This window comes from Sphingorhabdus rigui, assembly GCF_014196595.1.
Lineage (GTDB): Bacteria > Pseudomonadota > Alphaproteobacteria > Sphingomonadales > Sphingomonadaceae > Sphingorhabdus_B > Sphingorhabdus_B rigui.
This window is the reverse complement of the sequence record NZ_JACIEA010000001.1, coordinates 549,588-565,638: the sequence shown is the minus strand read 5'-3', so window position 1 is coordinate 565,638 and position 16,051 is coordinate 549,588. Positions and strand designations below refer to the sequence as shown.

General features: G+C 56.9%; 13 protein-coding genes and 1 pseudogene. 12 read left to right on the top strand and 2 right to left on the bottom strand.

Features of this window, described 5'->3' with window-relative positions:
• Positions 1 to 9: 9 nt before the first annotated feature.
• A complete protein-coding gene (locus tag GGR91_RS02630) occupies positions 10 to 2,964 on the bottom strand; it encodes a TonB-dependent receptor domain-containing protein (protein WP_183939786.1) in 2,955 nt (984 codons plus the stop codon).
• A gap of 186 nt (positions 2,965 to 3,150) precedes the next feature.
• Between GGR91_RS02630 and GGR91_RS02625 the strand changes: the two genes are divergently transcribed.
• The 7 genes and pseudogenes from GGR91_RS02625 to GGR91_RS02595 all read left to right on the top strand — a co-directional run bounded on the left by GGR91_RS02625 (position 3,151) and on the right by GGR91_RS02595 (position 8,481).
• A complete protein-coding gene (locus GGR91_RS02625; protein ID WP_183939784.1) occupies positions 3,151 to 3,588 on the top strand; it encodes an RrF2 family transcriptional regulator in 438 nt (145 codons plus the stop codon).
• A gap of 123 nt (positions 3,589 to 3,711) precedes the next feature.
• Positions 3,712 to 4,488, top strand: a complete 777-nt coding sequence (locus tag GGR91_RS02620; protein WP_183939782.1) for a sulfite exporter TauE/SafE family protein — start codon at positions 3,712 to 3,714, stop codon at positions 4,486 to 4,488.
• 110 nt (positions 4,489 to 4,598) lie between these two features.
• Positions 4,599 to 4,901 (top strand): annotated as a pseudogene (gene rplY, locus GGR91_RS02615) (50S ribosomal protein L25); the annotation flags it as partial.
• Between the two features lie 80 nt (positions 4,902 to 4,981).
• Entirely contained in the window at positions 4,982 to 5,554 is a 573-nt protein-coding gene (gene pth, locus GGR91_RS02610) for an aminoacyl-tRNA hydrolase (protein WP_183939777.1), read from the top strand.
• Between the two features lie 91 nt (positions 5,555 to 5,645).
• On the top strand, positions 5,646 to 6,746 hold the full coding sequence (ychF, locus tag GGR91_RS02605) for a redox-regulated ATPase YchF (RefSeq protein WP_183939775.1): 1,101 nt from the start codon (positions 5,646 to 5,648) through the stop codon (positions 6,744 to 6,746).
• Positions 6,747 to 6,807: 61 nt separating this feature from the next.
• Positions 6,808 to 7,161 carry a hypothetical protein gene (locus tag GGR91_RS02600; RefSeq protein WP_183939773.1) on the top strand — a complete coding sequence of 118 codons (354 nt, stop codon included), beginning with the start codon at positions 6,808 to 6,810 and terminating at the stop codon, positions 7,159 to 7,161.
• 45 nt (positions 7,162 to 7,206) lie between these two features.
• Positions 7,207 to 8,481, top strand: a complete 1,275-nt coding sequence (locus tag GGR91_RS02595; protein ID WP_183939771.1) for a hypothetical protein — start codon at positions 7,207 to 7,209, stop codon at positions 8,479 to 8,481.
• 17 nt (positions 8,482 to 8,498) lie between these two features.
• Here GGR91_RS02595 and mutL read toward each other — a convergent pair whose 3' ends face one another.
• Positions 8,499 to 10,331 carry a DNA mismatch repair endonuclease MutL gene (gene mutL, locus GGR91_RS02590; RefSeq protein ID WP_183939769.1) on the bottom strand — a complete coding sequence of 611 codons (1,833 nt, stop codon included), beginning with the start codon at positions 10,329 to 10,331 and terminating at the stop codon, positions 8,499 to 8,501.
• 160 nt (positions 10,332 to 10,491) lie between these two features.
• Between mutL and GGR91_RS02585 the strand changes: the two genes are divergently transcribed.
• From GGR91_RS02585 to rodA, 5 genes are read left to right on the top strand one after another with little or no spacing between them, the layout of a single operon-like run.
• Positions 10,492 to 11,532 carry a rod shape-determining protein gene (locus GGR91_RS02585; protein ID WP_183939767.1) on the top strand — a complete coding sequence of 347 codons (1,041 nt, stop codon included), beginning with the start codon at positions 10,492 to 10,494 and terminating at the stop codon, positions 11,530 to 11,532.
• Between the two features lie 13 nt (positions 11,533 to 11,545).
• A complete protein-coding gene (mreC, locus tag GGR91_RS02580) occupies positions 11,546 to 12,448 on the top strand; it encodes a rod shape-determining protein MreC (protein WP_183939764.1) in 903 nt (300 codons plus the stop codon).
• The gene (gene mreD / locus GGR91_RS02575; protein WP_183939762.1) at positions 12,445 to 12,999 is read left to right on the top strand and encodes a rod shape-determining protein MreD; all 555 of its coding nucleotides are present in this window, start codon (positions 12,445 to 12,447) and stop codon (positions 12,997 to 12,999) included. The genes mreC and mreD overlap by 4 nt, the downstream gene beginning before the upstream one ends.
• Positions 12,996 to 14,903, top strand: coding sequence for a penicillin-binding protein 2 (gene mrdA / locus GGR91_RS02570; RefSeq protein ID WP_183939761.1), 1,908 nt, complete (start codon positions 12,996 to 12,998; stop codon positions 14,901 to 14,903). The genes mreD and mrdA overlap by 4 nt, the downstream gene beginning before the upstream one ends.
• Positions 14,900 to 16,012, top strand: coding sequence for a rod shape-determining protein RodA (gene rodA, locus GGR91_RS02565; RefSeq protein ID WP_183939759.1), 1,113 nt, complete (start codon positions 14,900 to 14,902; stop codon positions 16,010 to 16,012). Before mrdA ends, rodA begins: the two co-directional genes overlap by 4 nt.
• Positions 16,013 to 16,051 lie beyond the last annotated feature (39 nt).

Genomic DNA, 16,051 nt, shown 5'->3' with positions numbered 1-16,051 from the left:
TTCCTTTGCTTAGAACTTCGCTTCGATCGACAATGTGAACGACCGTCCACGTGGGTCAGCAACGCGTGGTTCCCAGCTGGAGCCGGCACCGGTGTTGCTGTCATACGTAATCGCAAATGGCGGATCAGTGTCGAACACGTTCCGGACGCCTGCGGTCAGGCGATATTGCTTCAGAAGGTCAAAGCTCACCGACGTGTTATACGTGACATAGGATTTCACCATCGGGTTGAAATCCGGGCGAACGACAGTGCCATTGGCAATACCGGGCAATGCTTGGTTCTTGTAACCGTCGCGATAGATTTGCGAGAAGTTGAAGGTGAAGTCATCCTTTGTGAACGAAACAAAGGCGCTGTGCTTCCACTTGAGACCCAAATCGCCTGCAAAGGTGAACTGACCAATTAGGCTTGATCCGAACGGTGCCGACGGCAGAAACTTCTCACGCTTTTTCAGCAGATAGGTTCCGTCCAGACCAGCGTTTATTACGCCGCCCAAGACATCCACGCCCCCACGCAGCGCAACTTCAAGACCTTCTGTCCGGCGCGACCCGATATTGTCGGCGCGCAGGTCGATGAGCGTGATGATGTTGTTCGTGCGGGTCACCCGATCAGGGAAGTAGCTGATGTTATCGAGCAACTGACGCAACGTCAGGGCACCAATGGTATCGTCAACTGCAATCGACCAGTAATCGAACGAGGCACTGAAATGGCTCGATGGTTGCAAAACAACGCCAATGCTGTGCTGCTGCGATGTTTCTGGTCCAAGGTTGAGATTCCCGCCCGAAAGCGTCTCTGGCGTAATCGCTGAACAGCCCGGAAGCGTGCTGACCGCACCCGTTGCGCAGGTGGTTGGATCCACCAAAGTGTTGCCAGGATTTGGCGATTGCGTGACGCCGTTGAAAATCTGGTTGAACGCAGGAACGCGGAAGCCCGTATTGAACGACCCACGGAACATCAGCCAATCAAGCGGGCGGTACTTTGCCGAAATCTTCGGATTAACCGTCGAACCAAAGCCGCTATAATCGTCAAGACGGACGGCACCGGTTACTTCAAGCGCTTCAAAAACCGGCACGAGAACTTCAGCATAAGCCGCCTTAACCGTGCGATTCTTTGGTGTCAGCGCATTATTATTGTCGAAGGCCACGTTGAAAATGTCTGGCGTTCCGGTGACGGCAGCTGGCGAACCGTTGAAGCTGTATGTTTCGCGGCGATAATCCACGCCAAGCGCGACCTGAACGGTACCACCGGGCAAATCAAACAGCGATCCGGAAATCGAACCATCGAGTTGCTTCACTTCATATTTACCGCCGTACAGCGTCACGCCTTCGGCAGAAATGGCTTTCAGTCCAGCAAGTGCCGCATCAGATTGCGTCAATGAAAACGGGTTCAGGATACCGCTGTTCAGCAGGCCAACGATGCCAGGCTGCGTTGCGCCGGGCGCGGTTGGTGCACGTGGATCAATGCCGCCAGATACGGCGCCCGTCACACCCGATGCAGCCGCTGCTGCTGCCGAGGCGAAGGTTCCACGATAATGGTAGCCAGTACCCAATACCGACGTCGATTGGCTGCGCGCGTATGAACCGCCAGCGCGATAATCCCAGCCATCCCACAATGGACCTTCGGCGCCCAAACCTGCGCGCAATGTTTTGGTGTTGGTTTCATATTCACGCACACCGCATGACGTACAACGCCAGCGATACGAAATCGGCTTGCCGTAATTGGGGGCGATTTGCGGGAAAACGGCGACCAGCTTGTTGTACACATCATTATACGTCGCCGATGTCGTCGCATTCAGCGGGTAATATAACGGCAAGGTTGTGGCGTTGCCGGAATATTGGTTGTTCGAAAAACGCTTCGATGAATCGGCGTCTGAACCAGTGATTTCAGCGTAAAATTGATGGTCGCCAAGTTTCGCCGTTGCGCGTCCATAATAAGTCAGCGTGGTCAATGGCTGCTGAAGAACAGCGGCGCGGCCGGTATCCCAAGCACAGGCAAAACGTGCCGAGGTGTTTGCCCACAATTGGTCATCATATGCCATGCCACCATCCATGGATGCGCAACCTGCGCCGCCGGGAAGATCGAGGATGTTGATACCACCCGTGGCCGGAACAGTTGCCCCAGCCTCAAGCAAGGTAACACCGCTTAAAAGCGAACCGGTTGGCGCAAACAGCGCATTTGAACCTGTGGCGAACGCTGTCGCAATTGGCGTTCCACGTGTGTCGACGGAAAGGCCGCGATTGGGCTGGTTGCCGTTAACAAAGCTGCGATCCGAACCATTCAGGGCTTTACTGACGCTTCTGCTAACGGTGGCCAAAAGGTTAAAGCCGTCTTCGTTCAGATCGCCATAACCACCCGTCGACGACAGACGATAAATAGCGCCACCGCCGGCTTCGGCCATGTCCGTGAAAGTATTGAACGCGAGACCCTGGAAGTTTGTTTTGGTGATGAAGTTGATAACACCGCCAATGGCGTCGGTTCCGTAAATAGCCGACGCGCCGTCTTTTAGGACTTCAACGCGCTCAAGCGCGGCCATCGGAATTTGGTTCACATCAACAGCTGAACCCGTCAGGCCGTGCGCTGCGACGCGGCGTCCATTGAGCAGCACCAATGTCGATGCCGAACCCTGACCGCGCAAGTTGGCTGCGGACAGGCCGTTGGTGCCGCGCTGCGCACCCGATGTTACGTCCGCATTGGACGCAAGGTTGTCCGCACCATTACCGTTGGTCGACAGGTAAGAGATGAGCTGTTCAGGGCTATTAATGCCTTCGCGTGTCAGATCGTCGGTGCTGATAATCTGCAACGGCAGCGCGCTCTTGGCCGGATCCTGCTTGATGCGCGAACCCGTTACGATGATCGCGGCGCCATTATCCACGGTTTCAGCAGCGGTTGGCGGCGATGCATCCTGCGCAAAGGCAGGCGTGGTCAGGCACGTCGCCAACAACAGAATCGCGGTTTTTGAGTGTTTCATATTATCCCCCGGTTATTTTGGCTCACCCCTGAGCCTCGTTTACCATAACACGCTATGCCGACACCTTTTGCAATGCAACTGCATTTGAAAGCCGACCGACCAGAATTTCGGCACGAAATTCAAACTATTGCTACTTTGTCTACTTGCTGGGTTGAAAAAACAGGCCATCCGGCGCAAAAGCAAATAATGCTGTCCCAAAAAACCCGCTACGCGATACGCGCCATGCAGCATCTTGCGGACCATTTCGGCAAAGGGCCTGTGCAGCTCGCCGATATTGCCGAGGCACAAAAGATTCCACCCAAATTCCTGACCGTGATTTTATCCGAACTGACACGTTCGGGGCTGGTCGCATCACAACGCGGCAAGGACGGCGGATATTGGCTGGGCGTGGCCCCCATCGACATCAGCTATGGCGACCTCATCCGCATCATGCGCGGTTCTTTGGCTTTGGTCCCCTGTGCCAGCCGTTATGCGCATGAGACATGCAAGAATTGCGTCGAGGAAGAAAATTGCCGCACCCGGGCACTCATGCTTCAGGTACGCGACAAGACCGCGGACCTGTTGGACGGGATCAATCTGTGCGATAATGTTGATGCTGAGGCATTCGCACAAGCTGCGGAATAATCCACTCACCGCGCTAAACACATTCTTGGGCGCTCCAAACAAATTCGTGAGATACAAAGCGGTGGCCAAAGAACGGACTCCCGATTATGCATTCGTTGTTCCAGCGCAAAAGGCGAGACTTGGATGATTGACTATATTGCCAATATCGATTGGTCTGCCGTCGTGCCTTATGTCGCGGTCGGCTTTGCCGCGCAGTTGGTCGATGGCGCGCTTGGAATGGCGTTTGGCGTCATTTGCAGCACATTGTTGGTCAGCGTCATGGGCGTTGCCCCTGCCCGCGCATCTGCTGGCGTGCATTTTGTCGAAATGTTTACGACCGGCGCATCGGGCATCAGCCATGTGTTGCACAAAAATGTCGATTGGAAGCTGTTTGCCCGCATCGCTATTCCGGGCGTGATTGGCGGCTGCACCGGCGCGTATCTTTTGGCGAATATCCATACAGAGGCAGCGCGCCCGTTTGTCATGGGGTATCTAACGCTCATCGGCTTTTACCTGCTGTATAAGGCATGGGACTTCACCCATGAGCACAAGCCCCGCGATCCCAAGGTGACGATGCCGCTTGGTCTTGTGGGCGGCTTTCTGGATGCATCGGGTGGCGGTGGCTGGGGCCCGGTCGTTACGTCCAACTTGCTGATCCAAGGCGCTGATCCCCGCAAAACCATTGGCACCGTCAATACAGCGGAGTTTTTCCTGACGGTTGCCGTGTCGATGACCTTCATCCTGACGATTGGACTAGAGGCGTTTACGGTTGTCACCGGCGGTCTGTTGCTTGGCGGATTACTGGCGGCTCCGTTCGGCGCGATGGTTGCCAAACGAATCCAGCCACGCATGTTGTTGTTCGCCGTCAGCATCGTCCTGATCGCGACAAGCATGTTCAGCCTCTACAAAGCGTTGCTCTGATTCCGCACGAAGCTTGCTTTTCTGGCATAAGCTGCATATAGGCGCGCGCTTGCCGTGCATGGTCATCCCTGGAGGCGTGGCGGCAAGGTAACTTTTTTTGGAGAATAAACATGAGCGATCAGCTGACATTGTCGGCAGAGACTCGCAATGCGGCCGGCAAGGGAGCCTCCCGCGAATTGCGTCGTCAAAACCGAGTGCCCGCCGTCATTTACGGCAACAAGCAAGAACCCGAACTCATCCATGTTGAGGAAAAGGCTCTCGTCAAACTTTTGATGACTGGCCATTTTTCGGACAGCGTTGTCGAGATCGAACTTGGTGGCAAAAAACAGCTTACAGTTCCAAAGGATGTTGCATTTCATCCTGTCAGCGATCGCCCGATTCATGTTGACTTCCTGCGCACCGCAAAGGGCGCATAAGCCGAAGGCGAAGCTTAAATTCATCTCCGGGGCTGGGTTTCGGCCCGCCCCGGATATTCCCCCAAGGGACAAGCGCGATGCAATTATGGGTAGGTCTCGGTAATCCAGGCGCCACCTATGCGATGCACCGGCACAATATCGGCTTCATGGCGATTGATGCGCTGGCCGAAATTCACGACCTGCCATTACCCGCCAAGAAATTTTTGGGCTGGGTGCAGGAACTTCGGCTCGGATCCGAAAAAATCATTCTTCTCAAACCCGCGACGTTCATGAACGAAAGCGGCCGCAGCGTGCGCGCAGCGATGGATTTCTATAAGCTTGAACCCAAAGACGTCACGGTCTTTTACGACGAGCTCGACCTCGCGCCGTTCAAGGTGAAGATCAAATTTGGCGGCGGCGCGGCTGGCCATAATGGCATCCGTTCAATAACCGACCATATTGGCGCCGATTTTCGCCGTGTCCGCCTTGGCATTGGCCATCCCGGCAATAACGACCGCGTGACGGGCTATGTGCTCGGCAATTTCCACAAAAGCGAAATCGACGATTTGGCGGATCTATTGGGCGCTGTATCGGCCGAAGCCGATTGGCTGGCCAAGGGCGATGACGTCCGCTTCATGAACGATGTCGCCATGCGTTTGCAGCAGGACTAAGCCGTTTAACGATATTTGCGCCATCGCATTGGATGGACTTGCTGCCGAACGTCGCCTAGGGCCGCTTCATTCATTTTGTGACGAGGAAATTATGGGTTTCAAATGCGGTATTGTGGGCCTTCCCAATGTGGGCAAGTCCACCCTGTTCAATGCACTGACCGAAACGGCAGCAGCGCAAGCGGCGAACTATCCGTTCTGCACGATTGAACCCAATATCGGTAACGTAGCCGTCCCTGACCCGCGCTTGCAAACAATCGCCAAAATCGGCGGCAGCCAAAAGATTATCGAAACCCAGCTGGGCTTTGTCGACATCGCCGGCCTTGTGCGCGGCGCGTCAAAAGGCGAAGGCCTTGGCAACCAATTTTTGGGCAACATCCGCGAAGTCGATGCCATTGTGCATGTGCTACGCTGCTTTGAAGATGACGACATCCAGCATGTCGATAACAAGATTGATCCGATTTCAGACGCCGAGACCGTCGAAACCGAATTGATGCTGTCCGATTTGGAAAGCCTTGAAAAACGCGTTCCGAACCTGATCAAAAAGGGCACGCAGGGCGACAAGGAAGCCAAGATCAGTGCGGTGGTATTAAGCCGTGCGCTGGACCTGCTGCGCGAAGGCAAGCCAGCGCGCCTGACCAAGCGCGACGATGCCGAAGAAGAACGGCATTTCCAGATGGCGCAGCTTTTGACCGCAAAGCCCGTATTATATGTGTGCAATGTCGAAGAGGCGAGCGCAGCGAACGGCAATGCATTGTCGGCACGCGTGTTTGAAAAGGCAAAGGCCGAAGGCGCAGAAGCCGTTGTTGTCTCCGCCGCGATCGAAGCGGAAATCTCCACCATGCCCGCCGAAGACCGCGAAGTGTTTCTGGAAGACCTTGGTCTGACCGAAACCGGCCTCGCCCGCGTTATCCGCGCTGGATATGAACTGCTTCACCTCATCACCTTTTTCACCGTCGGCCCGAAAGAAGCGCGCGCGTGGACTATCCACCAAGGCGATACCGCCCCTAACGCCGCGGGCGCCATTCACAGCGACTTTGAAAAAGGCTTCATCCGCGCCGAAACCATGGCCTTTGATGACTATGTCCAATTCAACGGCGAAGCCGGCGCGAAAGAAGCAGGCAAGTGGCGTTCGGAAGGCAAGGAATATCTCGTCAAAGACGGGGATATCATGCTGTTTCGATTTAATGTCTAAAGAGCGTGTGGTTTCACGTCCACACCGTTAAGTAAAATTAAGATCCTGAAACAAGTTCAGGATGACGGTTGAAGATAAATGGGCTAACCGACTGCCTATGTTCCGCAACCTCTTCCTTGCGATATTCCTGTTTGGTTTGGCCCTGCCCGCACTTGCGGTGCCGGTCACGCCGGTGGCAGCGTCTGAAGCAATGCCGGCCGATTGTCACGGTATGCCGATGGGTACACAAGACGATGATGCCGAGGAGCGTGGCAAAGCTGTGCAGCTCCATGGCTGCATCGGCTGTATTGCGCCTGTTTCCCCTGGCTTTGCGGTATTTCAGTTGGCGTCACTGCCGTGTGTTCGGCAAAGCGCCCTGCTCCATGAACTTTTGGGCACGATCGCAAGGCCAACAATACCCCCGCCGCGAAGCTGAGATTTGAACGACCTTTATTGTCATTCAATCTACAGGGATAATTATATGAAAATGCCGATTTTATGGGTGGGCGTGTGCGCGCTTGCCCTTCACGCAACCCCTGCCGTTGCGCAGGATCACAACCAGATGGACCATGCAAAGATGGGCCATGACATGGCGGAGATGCCTGCCGCCACCTCCGACAATCCTGCCGAAGGCTCAGGCACATCGCGCTTGCCGGGCAACGAAGGCGGTATGCACGGCCTTCATTTGCCCGTCGTAAAGGACTGGATGGTCATGGCGCATGGCTATGCCTGGGGCGTCACCACCGACCAGTCGGGACCACGTGGCGACGACAAGACATATGTGCAGTCGATGGCTATGCTGACCGCCGAACGCCAATTTGAGGGCGGCCGTTTCCAGTTCAAGTCCATGTTGAGCGCTGAGCCTTTAATGGCCAATCGTGGCTATCCCAATCTGTTTGCGACCGGCGAAACGGCAGGTGGCGAGCCATTGGTCGACCGGCAGCATCCGCATGATCTGTTTATGGAGCTCGCTGCCCGGATCGACGTCGACATTGCGCAGGACGCCAGCCTGTTCCTCTACGGTGGCCCTGTCGGCGAACCGGCTTTGGGGCCAAGCGCCTTCATGCACCGCGGCTCGGCCAAGCTGAATCCTGAGGCGCCGATCACCCACCATTGGTTCGACAGCAGCCACATCACTTATGGCGTGGCCACAGCAGGTATTTCGACGCGGCAGTTTCAATTGGAGGGTTCGGTGTTCACGGGGCGCGAGCCCGATGAGGATCGCTGGGATATCGAAAAGCCACGTTTCGACAGTTGGTCGGTCCGCGCGACATTCAACCCTTCGCCGCAATGGGCATTGCAAGTCAGCCATGGCTTTTTGAAGCAGCCGGAATTCACGATCCACCCCGATGAAAACGAGCATCGCACAACCGCAAGCGCGCATTATGCCAATGGTAAGGGCCTGACGGCAACGGCTGCTTTCTCTGCCAAAAACCGTGATCCCGGACCAACGCTGACCGCCTATCTGCTTGAAGCAAATTGGGACATTGACGACCACCACACGGTCTTTGGCCGTTTTGAAAATGTGAAAAATGACGAGCTTTTTCCGGATCACGACGATCCGCTGCATGAAGTTCCCTTTCGGGTGAGCAAGTTGCAGGCAGGCTACGCCTATCGCCTACCGCTGACCGGCCCACTGAACCTTGCCTTGGGCGGCACAGTGTCGGCATATGCCAAGCCGAATGCCTTGGACGGAGCCTATGGCAGCAACCCCATGGGCTTCACATTGTTCGCCAAGCTCTCTTTAGGGCATTGAATATGAGAGCTGTTCGGTCACTTCCGGCCGAACAGCTTTTCCACATCACCCAACGCCAGCTTCACCCAAGTTGGCCGGCCGTGGTTGCACTGCCCGCTGTGCGGGGTGACTTCCATTTCGCGGAGCAGGGCGTTCATTTCCGTAACTGACAGCACACGGCCAGCGCGGACGGAGCCGTGGCAGGCCATCGTTGCGGCGACATGGTCGATGCGTTCTTTTAGCGACAAGGCTTCATCATAAGCGGCAAGGTCGTCGGCCAGATCTTCCAGCAATCCCTTGGCATCGCCATCACCCAACACCGCTGGCGTGGCGCGCACGAGCATGGCAGCGGGGCCAAAGCGTTCGAGGTCTAGTCCAAATGCGGACAGTTCATCGGCCCGCGCCTCCAGCCGGTCGCAGGCGGGTTCATCGAGTTCAACGACTTGCGGCAGCAACAACGCTTGCGACGGCACCGCGCCGCCTGCCGCCACCATCGCCTTGCGCATCCGTTCGAGCACGAGCCGTTCATGCGCGGCATGTTGGTCAACGATGACAAGGCCGTCTTCGGCCTCGGCAACGATATAGGTGTTGGCCACTTGCCCGCGCGCGACGCCAAGCGGGTGGCTGGCGCGTTCGGGCACGGGTTCGTGGGCGACGGCGGCCCTGCCCCATAAAGGCGCAAGGTCTTCGCCCGGGATCGCGCCCAAATCGGCAAAGCTGCTGCGGTTTTCATATGCCGACGGATAAGTCGGACGCTGGCCATATTGCCCCTGATAGCCAGATCCTATCGCGGCAGCAGGTTTCGCAAAAATATCGCCTTGCGCGGTCTGGATCGGTTCCTGCTGCCATGCGGCAAGCGCGTCCGCCGATGGTCGTTGCACCGCGCGGAAACCGGACTGGTCCAGCGCATGGCGCAGCCCCGATATGATCATGCCGCGGATCAACGCTGGTTCGCGAAAGCGGACTTCGGTCTTTGCCGGATGGACGTTTACGTCGACCTGCGTCGGCGGCAGATCAATGAACAGCGCCACCACCGCATGCCGGTCCCGCGCCAGCATTTCGGCATAAGCGCCGCGCACAGCGCCAATCAGCAGGCGGTCCTTTACCGGACGGCCATTGACGAACAGGAACTGGTGGTCGGCAACGCCGCGATTATAGGTGGGCAGGCTCGCTACCCCGCCAAGGCGCACGCCTTCGCGTTCAAAATCAAGTGCAACGCTATTGTCGATAAGCTCCCCGCTGGTCAGCGCGGCGACGCGTTCGGACCGCGCGCTGGTGGGTTGCACCGCCAGCACGCGCCGGCCGTCATGTTCAACGGTAAAGCCAATGTCCGGCCGCGCCATCGCCAGCCGCTTAATGGCGTCGAGCGCGGCGGCATATTCGGCACGCGCACTGCGCAGGAATTTGCGGCGGGCAGGCACATTGCCAAACAGATTTTCAACGCGAACGCGTGTGCCATGCGGCAGTGCGGCAGGCCCCTCACCTGTCACCACGCCATGGTCCACCGTCCGCGTCCAGCCTTCGGCGCCAGCTGGCCTACTTTCCAGCGTCATTTTGGACACGCTGGCGATGGATGGCAAAGCCTCCCCCCGGAAACCCAAAGTCGAAACCATTTCGATATCTTCATCAGGTAGTTTCGACGTCGCGTGGCGTTCCAATGCCAACGCCATGTCGGCAGGCGACATGCCGCAGCCATCATCGGTGACTTCGACCAAGTCGATGCCGCCCGCACCCAGCCGCACCGAAATATTACGGGCGCCCGAATCGATGGCGTTTTCGACCAGCTCTTTTAACGCGCTGGCTGGTCTTTCCACCACTTCACCGGCGGCTATGCGGTTGACCAGGTTTTCAGGGAGTCTTCTTATTGACATATGCAGGTTCCTAGCCCAAGCGCACAGCCCAAGCGACTCCTTAATCGTTCGCACTCCAGCCAAATATCTGTTTTTAAAAACAGCAAATTCCGCTAGGACCGCGCGATTATTTGGACGCGCTCCAAAGGAGTCTCTCCAAAACGGACTGGGTGGAAATTAAATGGTATTTGGCAAGTTTTTCCGTTTCGCATCACAAGACATGGCAATCGACCTCGGCACCGCAAACACGGTTGTCTACGTACGCGGTCAAGGGATTGTCCTGAACGAGCCTTCGGTGGTCGCGATTGAAACCATAAACGGTATCAAGCGCGTAAAGGCCGTTGGCGACGATGCAAAGCTGATGATGGGCAAGACCCCCGACAGCATTGAAGCCATTCGCCCCTTACGTGATGGCGTTATTGCCGACATCGATGTGGCGGAACAGATGATCAAGCACTTCATCCACAAAGTGCACGGCAAGCGCCGCATGTTCAGCTACCCCGAAATCGTCATCTGCGTTCCGTCGGGTTCGACATCGGTCGAGCGCCGCGCGATTCGCGATGCTGCATCCAACGCGGGTGCGTCCGAAGTGTTCCTGATTGAAGAGCCCATGGCTGCAGCCATCGGCGCTGATATGCCTGTGACTGAGCCTATCGGTTCGATGGTTGTCGACATCGGCGGTGGCACCACCGAAGTTGCCGTCCTGTCGCTGCGCGGCCTTGCCTACACCACCTCGGTTCGTACCGGAGGTGACAAGATGGACGAGTCGATTGTTTCATATGTCCGACGACACCATAACCTGTTGATCGGTGAAGCGACGGCCGAGCGGATCAAGAAGGATTTCGGTACCGCACGTCCGCCAGCCGATGGCGTTGGCCAGACATTGCATATCAAGGGCCGCGATCTTGTAAACGGCGTGCCAAAGGAAATTACGATCAACCAGGCCCAGATTGCCGAAGCTTTGTCGGAACCTATTGGCACCATCCTTGAAGGTGTGCGCATCGCGCTTGAAAATACCGCGCCAGAACTGGCTGCGGACATCGTCGATCAAGGGATTGTTCTAACAGGTGGCGGCGCGTTGATGGCTGGCCTCGACGAATATCTGCGTGATGAAACCGGACTGCCGGTCACGGTCGCTGAAGACCCGTTGACCTGCGTTGCAATCGGTACAGGCCGGGCGATGGAAGACCCCATCTTCCGTGGCGTCTTGCTGACCGCCTGATATAGGTCTCAGCATGGCGCCGCCCAAACACCGGCGCCCCGGATTTTCCCGAAAGGCGCAATATGGCCTGTTCGTGACCTATGTCGTCGCGATTGCAGGAACGATGGTGGCTGCCTTGTTGCTGGCAATATCGGTGGCGGATCCTGCCGGCTTTTCCGCGCTTCGGGCTGCAGGGGCAGAAATAACAGCGCCGGTTGCGCGTGTGTTCAGCAATGTCCGGCGATCGACGCAGAACATGAATGCGACCGTGGCTGCTTATATCAACGCAGGTTCCCAAAATGCCGCGCTTCAAAAGCAAGCAGAGGCCAACCGGAAAAAGCTGATCGAGGCGCAAGCCTTGCGCGTCGAAAACGCGCGGTTGCGCGGATTGCTGAAATTGTCCGAAGACAGCGAAAGCCAAGTCGCCGTTGGCCGCCTCATCAGCTCCACCGCATCCAGCACACGGCGCGTGGCGACATTGTCCATCGGCCGCAACTTTGGCGTGGAGCGCGCGCAACCTGTGCGCGGTCCTTCCGGATTGATTGGCCGCGTTATCGAAACCGGCCCGACAACGGCACGTATTCTTCTCGTCACCGACGCTGAAAACCTGGTCCCTGTCATGCGCGTCAGCGATGGCCTGCCCGCCTTTTCGGCAGGGCTTGGCAATGGCACGGTGCTGATCAAGCCGTTGAACTTGGGCGAAAGCCCGTTCAAGGTCGGCGATATCATCGTCACCTCGGGCAATGGCGGGCTGTATCCGCCCAATATTCCTTTCGCGCGCGTTATCAAAAAAACCAGCGATGGTGCGTTGGCGATACCCTATGCCGACCCGGGCAACACGCCCTATGCCGTGGTGATACGACCATATCAGGGTGAAGCACGCGCAGCCCAGCAGGCGGTGGCGCCTGACGGTGAAACCAAGGAAGTTGCGGAATGAAAATTCCGGTGACGACCATTCGCCTGCCAACCCGTCCGGCACGGGAATATGAATCCCGTTTTGACCGCGAACAATCGCTGCTCAAGATGCTGGCCATTCCCATTACGTCGGTCGCTATTGCGTCGATGATTACGGCGTTGCCGATATTTACCGAAGAACCGCTGCTGCCGCCACTCGGACTGTTGATGTTCTTAAGCTGGCGTCTGATGCGTCCCGGGCTTCTGCCCGTTTGGTCCGGCGTGCCATTTGGTTTGATGGACGATTTATTCAGCGGCCAGCCCTTTGGCAGCGCGGGATTGCTATGGTCGCTCGCTATGCTTTTCATCGAGATTATCGATGCGCGGGCTATCTGGCGCGATCATATTCAGGATTGGCTTATTGCGGCTATTGTTATCGCGGCTGTGCTGTTGGGTGGATTGTGGATTGCGGGCATGGCGCACGCCGCGCCTGGTCCCGCTGTTTTGATTCCGCAGATCATATTGTCCATATTGCTATATCCGCTGGCCGTGCGAATATGCGCGCGTCTCGACAGCTGGCGATTGGCAACATGAAGGTCGAAAAACAGGTTACATCAGGACAGCTTGATTTCACGTTCACCCGCCGTGCCGCTTTTGTGGGGGGCGTGCAGGCAGCAATCGGCCTGACAGTGGCAGCGCGTATGTCCTATATCGCCGTGGCCGATAACGAAAAATATAAGCTGCTGGCCGAAAGTAATCGGGTCAACCTCACCATCATCCCGCCACGTCGCGGTTGGTTCGTTGACCGCTATGGCAAACCCATCGCAACCAATCGCGCCGATTTTCGTGTCGACATCATCCCCGACCGGCTCGTCAATAAAGAACAGACCGTCAAGACGCTGGCGGAGCTGCTGGCCTTGTCGACCGACGATGTCGACCGCATTCATCGCGAGTTGAAAATGGCGCAGGGCTTTCAGCCGGTTCAGGTTGCCGACGGGCTCGATTATGAACGCTTCGCCGCGGTCAGCGTCCGCTTGCCCGACCTGCCCGGGGTCAGCCCGCGGCAGGGTTATTCGCGCTTTTACCCAAGCGGCGCGGCGGTCGGCCATCTCATCGGCTATGTGGGCACGGTATCGGCCGAAGAATATCAGAAGAACAAAAACCCGCTGCTGATTACCCCGGGTTTCAAGGTCGGCAAGGATGGCCTCGAAAAGACGCTCGAGGACCGCTTGCAGGGCGAACCCGGCGCAAAGCGCACCGAGGTTACCGCCCGCGGCAAGATCGTCCGCGACTTGGCCACCAGGCCTGACATACCGGGAAAACCCGTTCAACTGACCATCGATATCGACCTGCACAATTATGCCGCCCGCCGACTTGGGCTGGAGTCCGGTTCCGTGGTGATATTCGATTGCCTGACGGGCGACATACTGACGATGGCGTCCATGCCATGTTATGATCCCAACAGCTTTTCCGATGGCATTGGCCGCGTCGAATGGAAAATGCTGAATTCGGATGACCATATTCCGATGCTCAACAAAGCATTGCAGGGGCTGTATCCACCGGGGTCGACAGTGAAACCAGCGGCGGCACTTGCGATGCTGCATCATGGCATCGATCCCGAAGAAACCGTTGTGTGTGGCGGGGGATACCGGCTGGGTAACCGCGTCTTCAAATGCCTCGGGCGTCACGGTCCGATGAACATGGCCAACGCGCTGATGAAAAGCTGCAACACCTATTTTTATGCGATGGGCCGCCGCATTGGCTATGACGCGATTGCACCATTTTCAAAGGCGCTTGGTCTGGGGCAGGAGTTCCCCCTTCCCTTTCCGTCGCAACGATATGGCACCATTCCCGATAGCGCATGGAAAATGCGTAAATATGACCAAAAGTGGAGCGAGTCTGACACGCTGAATGCGACCATTGGTCAGGGCTATGTTTCGGTTAGCCCATTCCAATTGGCCATAATGGCGGCGCGCATCGCATCGGGTCTGAACATTCAACCTGAAATCATCCTCAAAAAACGCCCAGCGCCGGGCAGGCTCAGCTTCCCCGAAGAACATTTGGCCGTTGTGCGCGAAGGCATGAACCGCGTCGTCAACGGCGATGGCACCGCGGTACGCAGCCGGCTGGACATTCCGGGTATCGCGATGGCCGGGAAAACCGGCACCGCGCAAGTGCGCCGCATTGCAGGATCGCAGCGCGGGCAATCGGGCGCGTGGAAATATCGCGACCATGGCCTGTTCGTTTGCTTCGCGCCCGTCGATAACCCACGCTATGGCGCGTCGGTCGTCATTGAACATGGCATGGGCGGCGCGCGCGCCGCAGCACCAATCGCGAAAGACGTTCTGACGTTCCTGTATGACCGGGAAAAAGCGATGGCTTCGTTGGAAGCGCTCGAAGCTGGCTGGGGTGGCAATATCGAACAGCGTATGGCGTCCAAATATGCGGCCTTCCAAGGTCAACCGGCGGCACCCCCGCCGCTGGATCCGACGACATGAACGGCATAGTCCCCACCCCGATCGCAGCGCTGCCGTGGCGCGTGATTTTCATATTGGCGGCTTTGGTCGGCTTTGGCGCGACGGTGCTTTATTCCGCAGCAGGTGGTCATTTTGAACCATGGGCTGGAAAGCATGTCGTCCGGTTCGTGGTCCTGCTGGCCATGGCCATCGCGATGTCGCGGATGAAGCTTGAATTCTGGAAGTCGATGACTTTTCCCTTGTATCTGTTGCTGCTTTTCCTGCTTGTCGTGGTGCAGCTTATGGGCTTTGTGGGCGGCGGCAGCCAACGCTGGATTAACCTTGGCATCATCACGCTTCAGCCATCCGAGCTGATGAAGCCCGTGATGGTTCTTGCCGCCGCATGGTTTTTCGACCGGCTTCCACCGAACCGTATCTACGGATTTGACGCCATTTGGCCGCTGGGCGCTATCCTGTTGCTGCCAAGCATATTGGTGATCATTCAGCCTGATTTTGACGCCGCCATTGCCTATGCCTTTGGGCTGGGTGTCGTTGGCTTCATGGCTGGCCTGCCACTCATATATTTCATCAGCGCCGGTGTCGGCGTCGCCGTTCTTGCGCCATTGGTGTTTTTCTTTGGATTAAAGGCATATCAGCAAGATCGCGTTCTGATTTTCCTCAACCCGGAAAATGATCCGCTTGGTGCTGGCTATCATATCACCCAGTCGAAAATCGCGATCGGATCAGGCGGCATATTCGGCAAAGGCTTTGGTAACGGCACCCAAAGCCATCTCGATTATCTGCCGGAAGGACATACCGATTTCGTCTTTGCCACAATGGCGGAAGAATGGGGCATCGTCGGCGGCTTTTTCATTCTGTTCATGTACTATCTGCTTATGCGCTGGGGCCTGAGCGTCGCGATGCAGAGCAAGACGCGGTACGGGCAGCTCGTGGCCGCCGGCCTGACCTGCACCATTTTCTTCTATATCATGATCAACCTTCTGATGGTTGTGGGCCTCGCGCCGGTCGCGGGCATCCCCCTGCCTTTTGTCAGCCACGGGGGTTCATCGATGCTCACCATGATGCTGTGCGTCGGAATCATGATGTCGATCGAGCGTCACCCAGGCGCAAAGCGTGGACAATTCCAATAAGTCGCTTTGTCATGCTTGACAAAGGCCACGAAACCCATC

Excerpts from the sequence above, each read along its gene's own strand:
- mreC (WP_183939764.1), top strand. The coding sequence starts at position 11,546 with ATGGCGCCGCCCAAACACCGGCGCCCCGGATTTTCCCGAAAGGCGCAA.
- mutL (WP_183939769.1), bottom strand. The coding sequence starts at position 10,331 with ATGTCAATAAGAAGACTCCCTGAAAACCTGGTCAACCGCATAGCCGCC.
- GGR91_RS02585 (WP_183939767.1), top strand. The coding sequence starts at position 10,492 with ATGGTATTTGGCAAGTTTTTCCGTTTCGCATCACAAGACATGGCAATC.
- GGR91_RS02600 (WP_183939773.1), top strand. The coding sequence starts at position 6,808 with ATGACGGTTGAAGATAAATGGGCTAACCGACTGCCTATGTTCCGCAAC.
- mreD (WP_183939762.1), top strand. The coding sequence starts at position 12,445 with ATGAAAATTCCGGTGACGACCATTCGCCTGCCAACCCGTCCGGCACGG.
- pth (WP_183939777.1), top strand. The coding sequence starts at position 4,982 with ATGCAATTATGGGTAGGTCTCGGTAATCCAGGCGCCACCTATGCGATG.
- GGR91_RS02625 (WP_183939784.1), top strand. The coding sequence starts at position 3,151 with ATGCTGTCCCAAAAAACCCGCTACGCGATACGCGCCATGCAGCATCTT.
- GGR91_RS02620 (WP_183939782.1), top strand. The coding sequence starts at position 3,712 with ATGATTGACTATATTGCCAATATCGATTGGTCTGCCGTCGTGCCTTAT.
- mrdA (WP_183939761.1), top strand. The coding sequence starts at position 12,996 with ATGAAGGTCGAAAAACAGGTTACATCAGGACAGCTTGATTTCACGTTC.
- GGR91_RS02630 (WP_183939786.1), bottom strand. The coding sequence starts at position 2,964 with ATGAAACACTCAAAAACCGCGATTCTGTTGTTGGCGACGTGCCTGACC.
- rodA (WP_183939759.1), top strand. The coding sequence starts at position 14,900 with ATGAACGGCATAGTCCCCACCCCGATCGCAGCGCTGCCGTGGCGCGTG.
- ychF (WP_183939775.1), top strand. The coding sequence starts at position 5,646 with ATGGGTTTCAAATGCGGTATTGTGGGCCTTCCCAATGTGGGCAAGTCC.
- GGR91_RS02595 (WP_183939771.1), top strand. The coding sequence starts at position 7,207 with ATGAAAATGCCGATTTTATGGGTGGGCGTGTGCGCGCTTGCCCTTCAC.